At 36.0% G+C, this 17,156-nt stretch carries 13 protein-coding genes, 1 tRNA gene and 2 pseudogenes; 4 read left to right on the forward strand and 12 right to left on the reverse strand.

The window, feature by feature from the left end:
- Positions 1–229 precede the first annotated feature (229 nt).
- On the reverse strand, positions 230–1,117 hold the full coding sequence (locus HUB95_RS01235) for an aspartate carbamoyltransferase catalytic subunit (protein ID WP_015589239.1): 888 nt from the start codon (positions 1,115–1,117) through the stop codon (positions 230–232).
- 220 nt (positions 1,118–1,337) lie between these two features.
- Complete coding sequence (locus HUB95_RS01240; protein ID WP_197907283.1) at positions 1,338–2,363, reverse strand: extracellular solute-binding protein; 1,026 nt, start codon at positions 2,361–2,363, stop codon at positions 1,338–1,340.
- 451 nt (positions 2,364–2,814) lie between these two features.
- On the opposite strand from HUB95_RS01240, the pseudogene tnpC reads away from it, so the two are divergent.
- Positions 2,815–4,178, forward strand: a pseudogene (gene tnpC / locus HUB95_RS01245) (IS66 family transposase).
- A 265-nt stretch (positions 4,179–4,443) separates the two neighbouring features.
- Here the strand turns inward: tnpC and HUB95_RS01250 are convergent.
- Positions 4,444–5,907, reverse strand: a complete 1,464-nt coding sequence (locus HUB95_RS01250) for a hypothetical protein (protein WP_015589260.1) — start codon at positions 5,905–5,907, stop codon at positions 4,444–4,446.
- 146 nt (positions 5,908–6,053) lie between these two features.
- On the opposite strand from HUB95_RS01250, the pseudogene HUB95_RS06565 reads away from it, so the two are divergent.
- A pseudogene (locus HUB95_RS06565) lies at positions 6,054–6,161 on the forward strand (WPE palindromic element domain-containing protein); the annotation flags it as partial.
- Positions 6,162–6,222: 61 nt separating this feature from the next.
- On the opposite strand, the gene HUB95_RS01260 reads toward HUB95_RS06565, so the two are convergent.
- Entirely contained in the window at positions 6,223–7,017 is a 795-nt protein-coding gene (locus HUB95_RS01260; protein ID WP_141457245.1) for an NAD kinase, read from the reverse strand.
- Between the two features lie 38 nt (positions 7,018–7,055).
- Positions 7,056–7,259, reverse strand: coding sequence for a 50S ribosomal protein L31 (gene rpmE, locus HUB95_RS01265; RefSeq protein WP_007548602.1), 204 nt, complete (start codon positions 7,257–7,259; stop codon positions 7,056–7,058).
- A gap of 128 nt (positions 7,260–7,387) precedes the next feature.
- Between rpmE and fabD the strand changes: the two genes are divergently transcribed.
- Positions 7,388–8,368: an ACP S-malonyltransferase gene (gene fabD, locus HUB95_RS01270; RefSeq protein ID WP_015589258.1), complete on the forward strand. Its 981-nt coding sequence runs from the start codon at positions 7,388–7,390 to the stop codon at positions 8,366–8,368.
- A gap of 39 nt (positions 8,369–8,407) precedes the next feature.
- Here the strand turns inward: fabD and gpmI are convergent, their stop codons facing one another.
- From gpmI to HUB95_RS01305, 7 genes are all read right to left on the reverse strand, one after another.
- Positions 8,408–9,928 (reverse strand): 2,3-bisphosphoglycerate-independent phosphoglycerate mutase, encoded by a 1,521-nt coding sequence (gene gpmI, locus HUB95_RS01275; RefSeq protein ID WP_015589257.1) that lies wholly within the window; start codon positions 9,926–9,928, stop codon positions 8,408–8,410.
- A gap of 33 nt (positions 9,929–9,961) precedes the next feature.
- Positions 9,962–10,033, reverse strand: a tRNA-Asn gene (locus HUB95_RS01280).
- A 639-nt stretch (positions 10,034–10,672) separates the two neighbouring features.
- The gene (gene purH, locus HUB95_RS01285) at positions 10,673–12,184 is read right to left on the reverse strand and encodes a bifunctional phosphoribosylaminoimidazolecarboxamide formyltransferase/IMP cyclohydrolase (RefSeq protein WP_209452457.1); all 1,512 of its coding nucleotides are present in this window, start codon (positions 12,182–12,184) and stop codon (positions 10,673–10,675) included.
- Between the two features lie 80 nt (positions 12,185–12,264).
- Entirely contained in the window at positions 12,265–13,164 is a 900-nt protein-coding gene (fmt, locus tag HUB95_RS01290) for a methionyl-tRNA formyltransferase (RefSeq protein ID WP_209452458.1), read from the reverse strand.
- 12 nt (positions 13,165–13,176) lie between these two features.
- Entirely contained in the window at positions 13,177–13,542 is a 366-nt protein-coding gene (rplT, locus tag HUB95_RS01295; RefSeq protein ID WP_015589254.1) for a 50S ribosomal protein L20, read from the reverse strand.
- 20 nt (positions 13,543–13,562) lie between these two features.
- On the reverse strand, positions 13,563–13,769 hold the full coding sequence (rpmI, locus tag HUB95_RS01300; protein ID WP_015589253.1) for a 50S ribosomal protein L35: 207 nt from the start codon (positions 13,767–13,769) through the stop codon (positions 13,563–13,565).
- Positions 13,770–13,867: 98 nt separating this feature from the next.
- On the reverse strand, positions 13,868–14,311 hold the full coding sequence (locus HUB95_RS01305) for a PAS domain-containing protein (RefSeq protein WP_015589252.1): 444 nt from the start codon (positions 14,309–14,311) through the stop codon (positions 13,868–13,870).
- A gap of 165 nt (positions 14,312–14,476) precedes the next feature.
- Between HUB95_RS01305 and alaS the strand changes: the two genes are divergently transcribed.
- The gene (alaS, locus tag HUB95_RS01310) at positions 14,477–17,110 is read left to right on the forward strand and encodes an alanine--tRNA ligase (RefSeq protein ID WP_197907332.1); all 2,634 of its coding nucleotides are present in this window, start codon (positions 14,477–14,479) and stop codon (positions 17,108–17,110) included.
- Positions 17,111–17,156: the final 46 nt, after the last annotated feature.

A 17,156-nucleotide genomic window follows, 5' to 3' on the forward strand; every position in this document is an offset into this window, starting at 1 on the left:
ACATTCTTTCCACAAATCTTTCTCCATGTTCCGACCAGGTGAAAAAGCTGTTTTTACAATAGCCGTCTAATTTGCCGTTCTGCAAGGTTGTTGATTGACTTCAGGCTTTCGTAAAAACTTCCACACCATATCCTCGGCCTTAACATCTTAATGGCCATTCTCAAACCATTTACAAGCCTTGTCATTTCATGCCCCCCTTTTTGCATTAGTTGTGTAGCATCTTTTAATATTAGCAAGGCCTATAATAGTGCAACACTGCCTTACGTATTGCCAATCCAAATTCTACTTGCTGTAAAATAACACAATCTGCTACATCGCTGCTAATCTCAATCCCTCTATTTATTGGCCCTGGGTGCATAACAATCGCATCTGGTTTTGCGTATGATAGCTTTTGTAAATCAAGTCCATACAAATGAAAATATTCTTTCTCTGAAGAACTATTATTCATGCGCTCTTTCTGCAATCTCAAAAGCATAATTACGTCAGCATCCTTTATACCTTCAATTAATGAATAATGGACTGAATCTACTTCAGGAAAATGCTTACAAATCAAAGTTGGTGGTGCGACCAAGTTTATCTCTGCTCCAAACATTTTTAGCAATCTTATATTTGATCTTGCAACTCTACTGTGCAGAATATCTCCACATATCACAACTTTGAGGTCCTTTATTTGCTTTTTGTGATTGCTGATTACAAGATAGTCTGCAAGAGCTTGAGTTGGATGTTCACTACTTCCATCGCCTGCATTGATTAGCGAGCAGTTAACATACTTTGCCAGTGTATTAATGATACCACTACTTTTATGCCTGATTATTATGTAATCAGGATTCATTGCATTTAATGTTTTGATCATGTCTTTTAGATCTTCTCCCTTGTTAATAGAAGAAGATCTTATTGGCAAAGTTACAACATTTGCTCCAAGGCTTTTTGCTGCTATTTCAAAAGACGCAAGTGTACGTGTTGAATCTTCAAAGAATAAATTTATTACTGTCTTATTTTCCAAGATATGACTATTTGCAACTTCTTTTTTAAGGTACTGGTTGGCCAACTTAGTTATATTTTCTACATCATCGACTGTAAGGTCTGAGATGTTTAACAAATTCCTTCTCTTGTTCATAATTTCCTTTTAACATGCAATTGTTATCCAACTACTTGAACCAATTCTACTTTCTTATTATCGTTTTTCAATAGACCTCTTGTGCAGCAATTGTTTTGGTGGAAGAACGGAAAAAGATAGTAAAGTCAAAATTAAGTTAGAAGGAAGAAAAAGTTCAGCAAGTTAAGAGTAAGGTACATTAGCATAAATCTTTCATCCCAATGTTTAGTGGCACTGGAGATTACTTCCACTTACACTCATCCGCTATCATAACAGCCTCAAAAAGATGCTTCTCAAGTTCACTTAGAGGCAAATCACTTTGTGAATAATTTCCCCAAGATTTTAGTATATCGGAAGTTTCAACGCCTTCAATAATAGGATATTCTTGGTTTTTTTTAGCGTATAACTCTTGAGCCTGCTTGCTTACTAAAAATTCCAATAAGACTATAGCATTTTCCCTGTTTTTTGCGTTTTTTGTTACTGCTGCACCACTGATGTTTACCATTACACCGTGATCGTTGCGATTAGGAAAAAAAGCCCCTAGCTTGTCTGCAACATTCTTTTTATTTTCTGATGAAAGAATTCTCGCAAAGTAGTAGCTGTTTACTATTGCAACATCTCCCTCACCCGCTGCTACGGCGTAAATTTGATCAGTATCACCACCACTTGTTTTTCTTGCCATATTGCTCACAATTCCGCTTACCCATTCTTTCGTCTTTTCAAAACCATTATTTGCAATCATAAAAGCAATTAACGATCTGTTATATGGACTTGTAGAAGAACGCACTAATATTTTTCCTTTCCATTTTTCATTTGCTAAATCTTCATAAGTACTTAAGTCCTTAGGGTCTACTGACTCTTTATTGTAAACCAATATCCTAGCTCTTTTTGTAAGACCAAACCAATAATCTTCACTGTCTCTAAATCTTGCAGGTATAACACTTTTTAAAACCTCTGAATCTACTTGAGATAAAAGTCCTCTTTTTTTTGCTAGAATTAAGTTGATTGCATCAGCAGTCAAAAATAAGTCAGCTTCACCACCGTTTTCCATTCGTGAAAGTAGCTGAGAATAATCATCAATGATGTAACGTACTTTAATACCTGTATTTTTCGTGAATTCATCAAACAAAGTACGTACTAATTCTTCTTTGCGCGATGAATAAACATTTACCACTTGTGAGTCATTAGTTCCGTCGTTTCTGTATAAATAAGTAATAACTATCAATATAATTGCTATTAAGGATGTGAATATAAAGGCTTTTTTCATATTGGATAAAAAATAACTTCTTTCAGTTAAAGTTACCAAGATGGTACAACTTTAGCAAGTGTAAAGTTCGTTAGATAAATCATAAAAACTTCCTTGACAAGCTTCGCCAGCCCATTATCATAAAACTGAAGGTATTCAGTTATCTTCATCTGTGCAGATTAAACAGCAAGAAAACAACGTAGTTGGCGTCTTATTTTTAATTTTTTGCACTATGTGCACCTTATGTCTTCACAATATTTCTAGGTTTTTACCTACACAAGCTGAAACGCGCTTATAAGTCGTTCAAGACAGTATAGTACGCCAATTTGCAGGATTAGAGAGTGACAACTAGCTAACACGGGGTTTCTTTTGCCTTTTTTCTGTTTAGTAAATTGTATCCGTTCAGCGGAGTGGTAGAATAAGGTAGACAAAGTGATCTAAAAAGATAATCATAAAGCAAAAGTGAGGTAATGTGGTAAACCTTTTAGAACTTTGCAAAAATTTACAGCAAAAAATAGAAAAACTGGAAGCAGAGATAGAAAACTTAAAAGCAGAAAATAAAGCTTTAAAGATAGAGAACGCTGAATTAAAGGAAAGGCTTGGTTTTAAACTCGAAAAATTCATCTCTACCGAGCTCTAAAGAATTGTACAAAACAAAAAAGGACAAGCCAAAAAGCGAAAGGAATGTTGGCGATCAGGTTGGGTATAAAGGAAATTTTCATGCCACAATGGAAGCGGATAAAGTAGTAAAAATAGAGTTGCCTAATATTTGCGAATGCGGAGGAGAGCTTGTAATATGCGAAAAACCTTATGTTCACCAAAAAGTTGATCTTCCGGAAATTAGGCCTTATGTAGTAATTGGAACATGGTCGTTGTTGGAGATGCAGAAAAAGAAAAAGTAGCAAGTTACCAGAAGGTGTTACGCCAGATACATTTGGTCCAAGGGTTAAGTCTATAATTGCAGCACTTAGCGGATTTTACAAAAACTCAAAGCATGAAGTGGCTAGTATCATAAATGACATTTTTAATTTGAACATAAGTGTTGGCAGCATATCAAATAGTGAACACAGAGTTGCATTAAGATGCGAAAAAACATATGAGCAAATCGAACAAGAAATAAGCAGAAGTGAGGTTTTGCATATCGATGAAACCAGTCACTATAACAAAGGAAAACTTGGCTGGTGTTGGATGTTTGCAAGCAATACGGCAAGTTTTGTAAAATTGACAGAATCAAGAGGAATGAAGGTTTTGCAAGACAGCACATTTTGCAATCGCAATAGTTTGATAGTAACTGATAGATATTCAGCCTACAACTACTTTAATGATAAGAAAAGGCAAATCTGCTGGGCTTATTTAATAAGAGATTTTGAAAGGCTGGCTCATAGCTGGAACATTGAAGTTAAGATTCTTGGCTGTTATGTAAGAGATGTCACTACTGAATTATTTGCACTAAAAAAAGCTTTACTAAAAAATGAGATAGACATTTTAAGATTTGCCAGACGTGCAAGAAAATTGCGAAAACGTACAAGGTATTATTTGAAGGAAATATCTCGCTTACCTGAAGCAATTGGAGCTTCTCGAGTTGCAAAGAATATTTTGAAATCTGAAAGAATGATGTGGAAATTTTTAGATGACCCAGAAAATATTCCGCTGACAAATAACCATGCTGAACAGCAAATTCGGCATTATGTCGTTTATCGCAAAAATTCATATTTTACCCAATCGAAGCGGGGAAATGCATTCCTTGAACGGATAATTTCATTATACTTGACATGGAAACAAAGGGGTCTCAATCCTTTCCAAAACCTCTTATCTATCATCTCTTACACCGCTTAGCTGAACGGATACACGTGAATGTTGCAATTACAAAAGCGATCTCTACTAGGAGGATGTCATTTCAGTGCACCTGTGATGTCATTCCAGTGCTCCTTTTTTTGTCATCCCAGTGTCAGCTACTTGGATGACAGGGGAGGGAGGTGATACCCTGACAATCGTCATCCCGCTACGTGTTAGCGGGATCTAGAGATACCGCGAATGAATCGCGGTATGACGGTCTGCGGCGGTATGACGTAGGGCTGCACTAGCTATATCATGCATTTTATTAACCGACACTATAAACAACATCCTTACAATTATGAGATTGAACCACAACTTGCTCAAGCGTTAAGCTGCTGCGTTTAGCGTCTTTACCGTGGTTTTCCCCAAGAACATTTGTTCTTTCGTGTTTTATTTCTTCAATGAATTTCTTGTTAACGCTTTCAGGGTCAATCTTTTCCTGCGAATATATAAGATTAGTGCAATTTGTTTTTCTATAATAATGTATGCCAAAACCCACAATGAGTAATGCAAGTATACCAGAACCTATAAGTAATGATAATCCTATGTTATTAGTCAAAGGGTTTTGGTAAAATTTTTGTACACCATTAACACCATGTGTTGCAAGTAGCCCTAGAGGAAACGCTATATTTGCAGCAACTACACCAGTAAATAATGCAGTAAATATTGGTCTGTCGTTAATTACTGATTTTATTTTATTAGTTCTAGTAATTACTTTTTCGTCAATGTTAGTGAAGCCTTGTTTAGCTTCCCAAGCATTAAGTACAAAATTTGAATGAGTGCCATTGCTATATTCCAGTCTTACAGATTTTATAGCTTTATCTTTTGGCTGGTGCTCCAACACCTCAGCTAAAATTTTATCCGCATCTTTTTTTTGAATGGAATGTTCTTCAGTATCTATAAATTGCCTTGTTGCAAAAAATATTGGACCAATTGCAAGCAATGCAGCAAGTGCGATAACTGGTATAGTGATATATTTTGGGCTGTTTGTAAAAAATGCAATAAATTTTGCTTTATCTTGTAAATATAATAAAGCTGCAGATATACTGAGTATAATAGCACTTGCACCAAAAATTATAAAACCCTTCTGCTGCATGGCATACTTTGCTCTTGGCAAGAATCTGTTTGTTTTTTTATTTGTTGTGCTACCTATATCAGAATTTAGTGACAAAGACTCTTCAGAGTCATCTTTGCTTTTATACGATGGTAAAGTATTTGAAGACGCACCTAAATCATCTTTTGAGTTTTGACCACCTATTCCACTGTCTAAACTCTTTTTCGAAGATTTTGCATTTGGGTCTATAGCTGCATAAATATGTTCTTCTGATCCATTACCAGATAATCCTCCTAAACCTAAACTTGCTGTTTGTGATACCCAATCATGAGTCTCACCTTTTGTTTCTTCTAGGGAAGGAGGTAGTACTTCAGTACTAAGACCAAACAAATTTTTGTCTTCTTTGTCTTGTAAACCTGGAGCTTTTGGCAAAATCGGTGGTGCTCCATCACCATCTTTTTGTCGATTTACAGATGCATAAGTAGGATCCACTTCCTCATCATCTGATTCTTCATGTGACATTCCCTGCACACGTGGTACTACATTCAGTACACTTGAGATAGCATTTCCTGCTTCTTCAGGCGATGGTGGATCTTTTAGTGTTATCTTGCTATTGTCACCTGTTTGTTCGTAAGAAGTTAATTTTACTGTTGATTTTTCGACTGACCCATGCATATTCACTCCAAAGTTAATTACTATGCTGCATTGATTACGCTATAGTTATTAAGATGTAGTAAATACCAATTTACAGATAATGTATCTGTTTAGCAGAGTGGCAAAATAAGGTAGACGAGAAAAGACAACTATAGGAACAAATGGGTGTCATCCCAGTGCCCAGACACTGGGATCCAGAAAATTTGATTGTGTACTATACAACATTTTTGATCAAAAGCTGGATTCCAGTGTCAAGCACTGGAATGACATCACAGGGGCACTGGAATTTTTGTTTCAATATTTGTACATTAGCCATGTATCTGAACAGATACATTATTAGTATAGAAATTGTCTATCAAAGATTCTTTCATTCAGAGGGTAATCTTTGTCAAAAAGCAAAGTGATTGTGTTCTCATGGTCTTTTTGTATTTTTATCTGTGATATATCATGAAATTCTTTGTAATCTGATACTACAAGTGCTGGACGGTTTTTTGTGTCATTAATGTCAATTTGTACGATTGTATCGTTTGATATTAACGCTCCATTCCAATGCCTTGGGTAATAGCTATTGATAGAGGTTAATGCAAGTAAATTTGAATTTAGCGGCAAGATTGGGCCACCGGCAGAGAAGTTATATGCAGTGCTACCTGTGGGAGTAGATAATATTACTCCGTCCCCTCTAAATTTTTCTACTTTTAGCTTATCATTAATAGTGATATTCATTTCTACTATTTGGTTTGCTTTTCTAAAAACATATACCTCGTTTACCGCTATGTAGTGATACCTCTTGCCACTTGTGTCTGTTGCTTCCATTTTTAGCAAAGTTAACTGAGTTGAAGTTGCATGTTCTATATGATCAATTAAATCTTCACTGCGGCTAAAGCATTTATTCATCAAAAACCCAACATTGCCGGTATTTACCCCATACACATGCATGTTTTTATTTTCTATAACGTAATTATGCAAGGTGCGTAGCATAAAGCCATCACCGCCAACAACTATCAATAGATCGATTTCGGACTTATTTTCTTCTGTTATATTGATAAAATTAAGTTTCTTTAATAGTTTAGATACTTCCTGCGATTTTGGTGATGGAGAAGCAACATAGCCTATATTTTTGTATTTATGCATGCTTCAGTAAACTCTCTAAAACTTAAAGAGGAGGAGAATTAGAAAATGCTTCCATATTTATCGTTAAACTTAGCTAATTTGCTAGTTTTACTTGCTAACCCGCTTGTCAAACTTCCAGTCCATGCAGGGTGAGTAAGAGGATCTCTATCAAGTTTTACCCTATCTCCCTCCTTTCCATAAGTGGAACGAGTTTCAAACTCTTGACCGTCTGTCATAACTATAATAATTTTATGATAATTCATTGTTGTTTATAAACTTTTAGTCAGTTAACATTCTAGTGAACTTAATTCACTAAGTCAATCATTATTCTAAAATATTGACAAAAAATAAATAAAATGTTATACTTAATAAGGAATAAGTAATAATTATCATGATTTTCGCTTTCCCTGGTCAGGGCTCTCAGTTTGTAGGAATGGGCAGGAGCTTATATAGTGAGTTTTCTGTTGCAAGACAAGTATTTAATGAAGTAGATAGCATATTGGATGGAAAGCTGTCTCATTTAATCTTCAACGGTCCTATTGAAGAATTAACCATTACAGAAAACGCTCAGCCAGCTATAATGGCAGTATCAATTGCAATGCTACGTGTTATGGAGCATGTGTTTGGCAAATCTCTTTTCACTGATCACAATGTTAAATATGTTTGTGGGCATTCAGTTGGCGAATATACAGCGCTGTGTGCTGCAGGAGCGTTAACGCTTGAGTCTGCAATCAAGCTGCTGAAAGTTCGCAGCGAAGCAATGCATGAAGCTTCACTGAAATGTAAAGGCGGAATGGTTGCGTTGCTTGGAGCAGAGATAAATGAAGTGGAAGATATATTGAAATCAGTTCAAATTGACGGAATTTGTGAAATTGCAAACGATAACGGTGGCGGACAAGTGGTTATAAGTGGCACTAGAGAAGCTCTTGAAATGTTACCCGATTTATTCAAAAACTCGAGTGTGAGGAAACTAATTAAATTACAGGTTAGTGGGCCTTTTCATTCATCTCTTATGAAACCTGCTGATGAAAAAGTTTTGGAGTTTTTGAAGGGTATTAAAATAACCCGTCCTATAGTTCCTTTGATATCAAATGTTACAGCTAAAGAGGAGAGTGATCCCAAAGTTATAAAAACTTTACTCGCCAAGCAAGTTGTAAGCAGAGTGAAATGGAGAGAAATGGTTTTGTATATGTCAAGCCGTGGCATTAACAAATTTGTTGAAATTGGCCCTAATAAAGTTTTATCTAATTTGGTCAAAAGAATTGACCAATCTATCAGTACAAAAAATATAGATAGTATTGGTGATATTGACAGCTTCTTTAATGAATCATTAGTACTAACAGCGAAAAATTTAAAAGTTGGATTAAGTTAAAACACATCTATTTGATGTCATTCCGGTGCATAACGCTGCCTAGCTGGAATGACAGAGGGTAATGCAAGAAATCAACGAACTGCCTGTCATTTCGTTTGGTTTTTTAATTCCAAGTAGCTGTAAAATAGTAGGGGCAATGTCAGATAACCTTCCGTCTCTTAGTTTTAGATTATCGCAAGACACAATAAATGGCACTTTATTTAGAGTGTGTGCTGTGTGAGGTGTATTATTTTCTTCATCGAACATACATTCCACATTACCGTGGTCTGCAGTGACAATTAATGCGGTGTTGCTTGACTTTTTAACAGCACTCAGCACTTTCGCAAGACAATCATCTACAGCTAGCACAGCTTTCTCGGCTGCTTTTATATTACCTGTATGCCCTACCATATCAGGATTAGCGTAATTTACAACTATCAGTGCGAATTCTTGGGAGTGAATTTTTTCTACAAGCTTTTCTGTGAGCTCGAAGGCTGACATTTCGGGCTGCAAATCGTAAGTTTGAACTTTTGGTGAGGGAATGAGTATTCTTTCTTCACCAGAGAAAGGTTCTTCTTTTCCACAATTGAAAAAGAAAGTCACATGAGCGTATTTCTCGGTTTCGGCGATACGTAATTGTTGCAATTTATTGTCTGCTATTGTTTGTCCTAGAGTATCAGCGAAAGAAGTAGGAGGAAAAATATGAGGAATTTTGAGATCTTCTTTATATTTCATCATGCTTAGAATTGAAGAGAGTTTTGCTACCTCAATATAGTCTGTTTTGCCTAGCAAAATACTTGCTAATTGTATCATTCGATCAGCACGAAAGTTAGCCAACAGCACTCCATCTTCTGGTTTTATACCTTGATAGTCACCTATTACTGCAGGCCTGACAAACTCATCAGTTATGTTATTTTGATAATTTTCATCAATCAACGATACTGCATTATCATGACGAGGTGCCTTTGCAAATGCGATAGCCTCATAAGCTTCAATTGTTCTCTCCCACCTGTTATCACGGTCCATAGCATAGTAACGCCCAGAAACAGTAGCAATTCTTATGTCATTTCCCTTTATACTCTTTATAAATTCTTGAATGCATTTTTTTCCTGAATTTGGCAATGTGTCTCTGCCATCTAAAAATGCATGTATCACCACTTTGATTCCATGCTGTGATATTTTATTTGCTAAAGTTGAAATATGCTTTTGATGCGAATGAACACCGCCATCTGACACCAATCCCACTAGATGGCATATACCATTCTTACTTTTTAGATCATTAATAAAACTTTGTAGATTTACATTGTTTTCTATTGTTCCAATCTCTTGATTAATGCGCTGAAGGCTTTGCATTACTACTCTACCACTGCCAATATTCATGTGGCCAACTTCTGAGTTACCTATCTGACCACCAGGTAACCCAACATCAGTTCCACAGGCGGATAAACTGCATTTTGGATAATTAGAGCTAATGTATTGCCAACAAGGTGGATTTGCGTTGCTAATAGCGTTGTATTTATTATTCTCTATTCCATTTCCCCAGCCATCTAGTATACATAAAACCACTGATTTAATGTTCATATAAAATCAACACTAGAATTTCACAGAGAAACGCTCCCCGGGCCGGATTCGAACCAGCGACCAATTGGTTAACAGCCAACTGCTCTACCACTGAGCTACCGAGGAATAAACCGTTTTTAATTTACCATGTTGAACGTTGGTTGTAAACGTTTTTTGTGTAGACTTTAAGTCCAGCTGGTCACAGAAACGAAAAAACTTACTTGACAAACTCCGCCAGCCCCCTTATTGTAGTATTAAGAGTATTTCTGACTCAAAACTTGTTTTTGATCCGCGCGGGTTCAATAACAAAAATTCAGTAAAAAACTTGGAGTATCTATTGGCGGATTACATAAAATTATAGCGGCTGCATGTCTTTTTAATTTTTCTACATTCAGCCAAATCGCGCTTATTTTAAGCGTTAGCACATTATTACAGCGCCAATTTAAAGTATTAGAGGGTCAAAACTCGCACCACGGCGCTTCTTTGCCTTTTTTTTATTTGGTAAATTTAACGTTTGTGGCTAAGCGACAGCCGTCATCCCGCTGCTTGTTAGCGGCTGAGATACCGCGAATGAATCGCGGTATGACGGTTCGCAGAGGCATGACGGTTCGTGGCAGCACGATAAGCTCGTCATCCCGCTGCTTGTTAGCGGGATCTCTTGTTAGCGCCGCGGCGGTATATTTGTCATCCCGCTAGCGGGATCTATGTTGAGAGATACCGCGGCGGTATGACGGTTTGTGGCGGTATGACGATAAGACACAAAGCCTAATGGAAAAAACTGCGAACGCCAGTGAAAAACATAGCAATTTTATTTTCATTTGCAGCTTTTATCACATCTTGATCTTTTAGCGAGCCACCGGGCTGAATTATAGCTGTAATTCCATGTTTTGTGCTTTCTACTATGCTATCTGGAAATGGGAAAAATGCATCTGAAGCAAGCACCGCACCTTTACATTTTTCACCTGCTTTTTTCACTGCAATGTTCACACTATCTATTCTGCTTGTTTGCACTGCGCCGATGCCAATAGCACAACCATCTTTTGCTATAACTATTGCGTTGGATTTCACATGCTTACATATTTTCCAGGCAAAAATAAGATCTTTTTTTTCTTTGTCTGTTGCAGTGCATTCTGTTACTTGTTCTGCTTTTATTGTGTGGTCATTATTTTCTTGCACCAAAAACCCACCAACAACATTTTTAGTTTGGTATTTCACATTTTGTTGAAAAGATTTATGAATAATCACTCTTAAATTTTTCTTTCTTTGTAAAATTTTTAGTGCCTCATTGTTTACCGATGGTGCTATCACTACTTCTAAAAATATCTCGTTTAATTTTTCCGCTAGCTTTAAATCTATCTCCCGGTTTAAGGCAACTATACCACCAAAACTGCTTACTTCATCGCACGATAGAGCTTTTTCATATGCCTCCAAAGCATTATTACCAATAGCAGCGCCACATGGGTTATTATGCTTGATTATCACTGCTGCAGGTTCTTCGAATTCAGAAGTTATGTTAAGTGCGGATTCTATATCTACTATATTATTATAACTCAACTCTTTTCCATGTAGTTTTTCCAACGGATATTCTGTAAATTGATTACTATAAAATGCAGCTTTTTGATGGGGATTTTCACCATACCTGAGTTCTTGTACTTTATGCCCGTATAGAGCAAAAAACTCTGGTAACTCATTATTTTTACTCTGGGATAAAAACCAACTGTGAATATTAGAATCGTAGTGTGCAGTGAGAGCAAATGCTTTGGTTGCTAAGTGTTTTCTATATTCCAATGTTGTTTTATTGTTATTTTCTATCATCTCAGCTTTCAGTGCTTCATAGTCTTGAATGCTAGAAATAACTGAAGTAAAACGAAAGTTTTTTGCTGCAGCTCTAATTAATGCCACTCCGCCGATATCAATTTGTTCTATAATTTGCTCTTCATTTGAGCTGCTACTTACTGTCTCCCAAAATGGGTATAGGTTAGTTATAAGCAGGTCTATTGGCTCAATTTCTAGATCTTGCACTTCCTTTTTGTGCTTTTCTCGATCATAAAGTATTCCTCCATGAATTTTAGGGTGTAAAGTTTTTACTCTACCACCCAGTATCTCTGGAAATTGCGTATAATCTGATACTTCTTGCGTTTTTATTCCGGCATCAGATAGTGCTTTATAAGTATTTCCTGTTGAAAGAATTTCTATTTGTTGCTGCATTAAAAACGATGCAAGATCAATTATATTCGTTTTATCATATACCGATATTAAAGCTCTTTTGATTTTCATTTTTGTACAGAAAATTTTATAAGATTATATCTAAGAAAAGGAAATTTAGCTATTACATTTCTACACTAATTTAAAGCAGTCTATTCTATAAATTTTTTTACCATGCTTGATTTCAAGCCACGAATAAAATCTTCAATACTGCAAGGATTTCTCCCTTCCATTTGTACAACTTTAGGAATTAAAGTGCCACCTTTTAAACTTATGTGCATATTATCGTTAACAATCTTACCTTGTTCTGAAGCGAGAGCTTCAAAGTCAGCATCAAGTATCCTGATACGTTTATTTTCTATCTTAATGAATGCTTTTGGGTAAAACGCTTTAACCTTTCTATAAGCAACTTCACAGGCATCACTTGCATAAATTTTATAGTCTTCCACTTTGTTAGCGTAACATGCATCGTTATCGTTCTGTTTTAAGAGAAGCTGTTTTTCAATTTCGTTTAGCACTTCCAGCAGTAAATCACTGCCTAATTCAGACAATTTATCATGCAATGTCTTGTAATTATCGTTCTTTTCGATAAGAAATTTTTCCTGTTTTAAAATAGGGCCGGAATCTAATCCTTCATCCAGTTGCATAATGCTAACCCCGGTTTCTTGATCTCCTGCTAAAATTGTGTGCTGTATCGGGGCTGCACCACGCCACCTTGGTAGTAATGAAGGATGAATATTAATACAACCATATTTTGGAATATTCAAAATTTTTCTTGGAAGTATCAATCCATACGCAGCTACAACTGCAACGTCTGGTTTGAAATTTCTAAATTTTTCTTGCTCTGCCGAAAACTTTAGAGAGATAGGAGTACATACCTCTATGTTACTTTCTTCAGCGATAACATGTACTGGAGATTTCGTTGGCTTCTGTCCACGCCCTGAAGGTTTTGGAGCCTTGGTGTATACTGCTACTATTTTATTCTGTGATTTCAATAGTAAGTTTAGCGTACTAACAGCGAATTCTGGTGACCCCATGAAAATAATTCTCATGGTGTCTTTGCTTTAAGAATTCTCTGCTAATTTACCACTTACAGCTTCTACTAATTTGGCAAAATCATCCTTATAATTAACGGCCATCTCAGCAAGAATCTTTCTATTTAAATCAATGCCGGCAAGTGTAAGACCATGCATAAACCTACCATAAGTAAGCCCATGCTCTCTTACTGCTGCATTAATACGTATTATCCATAAACCACGAAAATCACGTTTACGATTTCTTCTGTCTCTATAAGCATATTGCAGTGCTTTTTCAACTCTTTGTAATGCAATTCTATAACAACTTTTTGCGCGCCCTCTATAACCCTTTGCCAGTTTCAATATTTTTTTATGACGAGCGTGAGTAGTGACTCCACGTTTTACCCGAGCCATTTTATTTTACCCCCATTTTATTAAATACCATAAGGCATATAAAGCTTAACTATACGCGAGTCAGATTTACCAAGAATCGTTGTACCGCGCTGATTACGAATATTAGATTTACTTCTCTTTACCATGCCATGCCTTTTGCCTGACTGAGTAGAAATGACTTTACCCTTAGCTGTAAGGTGAAAGCGCTTTTTGACAGAGGATTTGGTTTTTAATTTTATTTTCTTCATATTCTAAACAAATTTACAAGCACTACTATTGAGTTCTTTAATAGTAATTAAGTAGTAGTATAAATAATTTTATTAAAGAATCAAATTAAAATTGTATATTAAAGGAGTTTAAAAGTAATTACGCCCAATATATGTGTTATACCTTCTTTATTCCCAAGTGGCAACAATACTTGCCTCATTTTAACACTTTCACTTTCTTCCTCTTCGTTGATTGGACATTTACTCTCTATTACAGTATCAAGTTTATCAATGACTGCATCTATTTTATATAGTCGCAAAAATGGTGCATCAATTGCATACTTATTATCAATACGCGTCTTGTTCTCAAAACCATAGAATTCAACAGCCTTTTCTCCTGCATTTTCGCAAATATAACCTTGATCTTTGACTTCAATGATAAAACAATGCTGCCATGACTCCATTATTTCTGCAGTGTCTATTTCATGCCTTTCTGGCCAATCTCTGTCTGATCCTTTTATGTCATTCCAGTGTTGAGTCACCACATTTGCTATTCTTTTTTCTTTGCCTACATAAATTTCCATTCCAATTTCCACATATAAAACACAGATATGAGGTAAATTTATCGTGAATATATTGATTTTTTCTTACCACAAGGTGCATGTCACTAGAAGTTCTGAGATCTAGAGAGTGGTATTGATTTTATTTCCATTACAACTTATTATTTATAGATAACCTCAATAAAAACGATGAAGCTAAACGAAATCAGAGAAAGATTTATAAAATTTTTTGTAAATAATGACCACGAGCAGGTTTCTTCTTCTCCTTTGATTCCAGAACATGACCCAACGCTCATGTTCACAAATGCTGGTATGGTGCAGTTTAAAAATATTTTTACTGGTGCTCAAAAAACTGAAATGAAACGTGCTGTCTCAAGTCAAAAGTGCCTAAGAGCAGGCGGTAAACACAATGATCTGGAAAATGTTGGCTATACAACTCGGCATCACACATTTTTTGAAATGCTCGGAAATTTTAGCTTCGGTGATTACTTTAAGGAAACTGCGATAGAATTTGCGTGGGAATTTATCACTAAAGAGTTATCTCTTGATAAAAACAGACTATCCATAACCGTCTACCATACTGATGATGAGGCGTACGAGATTTGGCGTAAGATAAGTGGCTTTTCAAGTGATAAAATCATAAGAATTACAACGGATGATAACTTTTGGAGTATGGGAAGCACTGGTCCGTGCGGTCCATGTTCTGAAATTTTTTATGACCATGGGAGTCCTAATTTACAAGAGGGCGATAGAATTGTTGAAATCTGGAATCTGGTATTCATGGAGTTTAACAAAGATGAAGAAGGTAATTTACACAAATTGCCAAAAAAATGCATCGATACTGGAATGGGTCTTGAAAGAATAGCGGCTGTTATGCAAAACGTCCATGATAACTATGATATTGATTTATTTTCTGCTTTGATAAATAAATCTCAAGAGTATTGTGGAAGAACAGAAAATAAAATAGCGCATAAGATCGTAGCAGATCATCTTCGCGCGGCTGCATTTCTCATCGCAGAAGGAGTGCTTCCTGGAAATGAGGGCAGGAATTACGTATTACGCAGATTAATTAGGAGAGCCACACGTTATATTCACCTGCTTGGATATAATGATTCCCTACTCCATCGTATTTTTCCAGTGTTGATAGATAGCACGAGTTCGGCTTATATGGGAGCTGAATTAGTCAGAGCTAAAAGCTTAATAGAAACGACGTTAAAATCAGAGGAAGAAAACTTTAAAGACACTTTGATGAAAGGCATTAGTCTATTGGAAAAATTCACTGCAGATTTAAAACCAGGTGACACTCTGCCTGGAGAATTAGCGTTTAAGCTATATGATACTTATGGATTTCCTTTGGATATTACACTTGATATTTTAAAAGAGAAAAAAATAAATTTTGACCAGAAGGGTTTTGATGATGCAATGGGAGAACAAAAAGAGAGAGCACGTGCTAAATGGGCTGGATCTGGTGAAAAATCTGTTGAGCAAGTATGGTTTGATTTGATCGATAAATTTGGCAAAACAAAATTTGTTGGTTATGAGTTCAATGAAGTAAATGATGCGAAAATACTAGCTATAGTTTCCTCTAAAAATGAAGTAATTGATTCTGCAAAGGAGGGAGAAAAGATAACCATTATACTTGATAAAACACCTTTTTATGGCGAGTCAGGTGGACAGGTGGGAGATACTGGCAGTCTGATCAAATCTGATAGAAGTATTATTATAGTCGAGAATACCAATAAGGTTAATGACCTATATTTGCACAGATGCATAGTTAAGTTCGGTTCAATTTGTAAAGGTAACACAGTTGCAGCAAGCATTGACAAGGAAAGAAGGCAAACCTTAAGAAGAAATCATTCAGCTACACACCTTTTGCACTTTGTATTGAGAAAAATCTTGGGTGACCATGTCACTCAAAAAGGTTCCCTAGTTGCACCGGATAAGTTACGATTTGACTTTAGTCATAACACTCAAGTTACTCAGGATCAGCTATTCTTAGTAGAAGATATGGTAAACTCTCTAATCAGAGAAAACCTTTCTACGTCTACAAAAATTCAGAGCATGAATCAGGCAATAGACGAAGGAGCTATGGCGTTATTCGGTGAAAAATATGGCAACCAAGTAAGAGTAGTGAAGATTGGAGATTTAAGAGAACTGTGTGGTGGCACGCACGTTGAACATACTGGAGAAATTGGTTTATTTAAGATAGTAACAGAAAGTTCTGTTGCTTTTGGAGTGAGAAGAATTGAAGCTTTAACTGGTCAGGAAGCAATCAATTATGTACGTGATAATGAAATTAACTTAAAAAAAGTTGCAGAATTCGTAAAAGCACCAGCAAGTGAAATAATAAACCGATTAAATATTTTAAATCAAGAGCGCAAAGAATCTGAAGCTAAAATAAAAAATTTATATAAAAAACTTATAAGCGCAGAGAGCATAAAAAGCACTGAAATAAATGGAATAAATTTTGTAAGTCATGCTTTTACCAATATTCCAGCGAATATAATAAGAGAGTTTGTTTTGCAGCAACAAAAACCAAAAACGATAATAGCTTTCACGGCAACAGAAAAAGATAAAACAGTCTTGATTATTAAAGTAAGTAAAGACTTAGCTAATAAAATTAGTGCAAAAGAACTAGTATCAATAGCAGTTGAAAAAAATTGTGGTGGGAACGCTGAACTTGCACAAACAGGCTGTGATAGCAATAAAATAGATGATGCCATTACAGCCATTTGTAGCAAAATAGCAGCTTCTAAGCACTCTACGTCATACCACCACGAACCGTCATACCGCTGCGGCGCTAACAAGCAGCGGGATACTTAACCATCGTCTACACCGTCATACCGCAATTCATTCGCGGTATCTCTTA

It is taken from the genome of Wolbachia endosymbiont of Ceratosolen solmsi (assembly GCF_017869155.1).
GTDB lineage: Bacteria > Pseudomonadota > Alphaproteobacteria > Rickettsiales > Anaplasmataceae > Wolbachia > Wolbachia pipientis.

Bases quoted from the DNA above. Each gene is read 5' to 3' on its own strand.
- HUB95_RS01235 (WP_015589239.1), bottom strand. From the start codon at position 1,117: ATGAACAAGAGAAGGAATTTGTTAAACATCTCAGACCTTACAGTCGAT.
- HUB95_RS01240 (WP_197907283.1), bottom strand. From the start codon at position 2,363: ATGAAAAAAGCCTTTATATTCACATCCTTAATAGCAATTATATTGATA.
- HUB95_RS01250 (WP_015589260.1), bottom strand. From the start codon at position 5,907: ATGCATGGGTCAGTCGAAAAATCAACAGTAAAATTAACTTCTTACGAA.
- HUB95_RS01260 (WP_141457245.1), bottom strand. From the start codon at position 7,017: ATGCATAAATACAAAAATATAGGCTATGTTGCTTCTCCATCACCAAAA.
- rpmE (WP_007548602.1), bottom strand. From the start codon at position 7,259: ATGAATTATCATAAAATTATTATAGTTATGACAGACGGTCAAGAGTTT.
- fabD (WP_015589258.1), top strand. From the start codon at position 7,388: ATGATTTTCGCTTTCCCTGGTCAGGGCTCTCAGTTTGTAGGAATGGGC.
- gpmI (WP_015589257.1), bottom strand. From the start codon at position 9,928: ATGAACATTAAATCAGTGGTTTTATGTATACTAGATGGCTGGGGAAAT.
- purH (WP_209452457.1), bottom strand. From the start codon at position 12,184: ATGAAAATCAAAAGAGCTTTAATATCGGTATATGATAAAACGAATATA.
- fmt (WP_209452458.1), bottom strand. From the start codon at position 13,164: ATGAGAATTATTTTCATGGGGTCACCAGAATTCGCTGTTAGTACGCTA.
- rplT (WP_015589254.1), bottom strand. From the start codon at position 13,542: ATGGCTCGGGTAAAACGTGGAGTCACTACTCACGCTCGTCATAAAAAA.
- rpmI (WP_015589253.1), bottom strand. From the start codon at position 13,769: ATGAAGAAAATAAAATTAAAAACCAAATCCTCTGTCAAAAAGCGCTTT.
- HUB95_RS01305 (WP_015589252.1), bottom strand. From the start codon at position 14,311: ATGGAAATTTATGTAGGCAAAGAAAAAAGAATAGCAAATGTGGTGACT.
- alaS (WP_197907332.1), top strand. From the start codon at position 14,477: ATGAAGCTAAACGAAATCAGAGAAAGATTTATAAAATTTTTTGTAAAT.